Source organism: Actinokineospora bangkokensis (assembly GCF_001940455.1).
Classification (GTDB): domain Bacteria; phylum Actinomycetota; class Actinomycetes; order Mycobacteriales; family Pseudonocardiaceae; genus Actinokineospora; species Actinokineospora bangkokensis.
In genome coordinates, this window is record NZ_MKQR01000009.1 from 753,940 (window position 1) to 755,611 (window position 1,672).

Annotated in this window: 1 protein-coding gene; it reads left to right on the forward strand. The window is 72.2% G+C overall.

Features of this window, described 5'->3' with window-relative positions:
* A partial coding sequence (locus tag BJP25_RS11205; RefSeq protein WP_198943422.1) for a glycoside hydrolase domain-containing protein occupies positions 1 to 1,672 on the forward strand: 1,672 nt, incomplete at both ends.

Below are 1,672 nucleotides of genomic sequence, written 5' to 3' on the forward strand. Positions count from 1 at the left end.
CCCCCCCGCCACGCCCCCTCCATCACCGTCACCCTCGACGACGGCACCACCCACGCCGCCGACACCACCAACCTCATCCCCCACCAGTGGAACCTCATCCACCTCCCCCTCCCCCACCCCGGACGCACCGCCACCACCCTCCACCTCACCCACACCGGCCCCCGCACCCACGGCTGGATCGACACCCTCACCCTCACCACCACACCCCCACCACCCACCAGCCCCGTCGAACGCGCCCTCACCACCCGCGGCACCCACTCCACCCGCGCCTACTCCCGCGGCAACACCCTCCCCGCCACCGCTCACCCCCACGGCGCCGACCTCTGGACCCCCCTCACCCACCACAACACCAACTGGGAATACGCCTACCACCGCCAACGCGGCCTCATCGCCCTCGGCCTCTCCCACCTCCCCAGCCCCTGGATGGGCGACCGCAACACCTTCCACCTCATGCCCACCACCGGCACCCGCGTCAGCCCCCGCGCCCGCCGCACCCCCTTCCACCACACCGACGAAACCGCCCACCCCCACCACTACGCCCTCACCCTCACCAACGGCATCCACCTCGAACTCACCCCCACCCCCCACGGCGCCGCCCTCCGCGCCACCTACCCACCCGGCCAACCCGCCAACCTCGTCCTCGACAACGCAGGCCTGCGCGGCGACGCAGGTCGCATCCACCTCCACGGCGCCACCTTCACCGCCCACACCGACGTCCGCAGCACCCTGTCCACCGGCGCCACCCGCACCTGGATCCACGCCACCGCCGACCTCGACGTCCTCGACGCCCGCCACCGCCTGCGCGGCCTCGCCCGCACCCGCACCGCGCTCATCCGCTACCGCCCCGCCACCACCGGACCCACCACCCTCACCCTCCGCATCGCCACCTCCCTCATCAGCCCCGACCAAGCCCGCGCCAACCACGACACCGAACTCGCCACCACCGACTTCGACACCCTCAAAACCCGCGCCCACGACGCCTGGAAACCCCTCCTCGACCCCATCACCCCCACCGGCGCCACCCCCGACCAACTCACCACCCTCCACTCCAACCTCTACCGCCTCCACCTCTACCCCAACCTCACCACCGAAGGCCCACCCCCAGGCCTGCACCGCAACCCCTTCACCGGCCGCACCGCCCCAGGCCCCCTCGCCGTCAACAACGGCTTCTGGGACACCTACCGCACCTGCTGGCCCGCCTACGCCCTGCTCACCCCCGAACTCTGCGGCACCCTCATCGACGGCTTCCTCACCCACCACCGCGACGGCGGCTGGATCTCCCGCTGGTCCTCCCCCGGCCCCGCCAACCTCATGACCGGCACCAACTCCGACGCCGCCTTCGCCGACGCCCACGCCAAAGGCGTCCCCGGCTTCGACCCCCACACCGCCTACCAAGCCGCACTCCGCAACGCCACCACCCTCCCCCCGAACGACTCCGTCGGCCGCAAAGGCCTCACCGACGCCCTCTTCCGCCACCACACCACCACCGCCACCCCCGAAGGCCTCTCCTGGGCCATGGAGAACTGCGTCAACGACGCCGCCACCGCCACCATGGCCGACACCCTCGGCGACCCCGACACCGCCGCCTACCTGCGCGACCGCTCCCGCCACTACCTCCACCACCACGACCCCGCCACCGGCTTCTTCCAAGGCATCAACCCCGACGGCACCC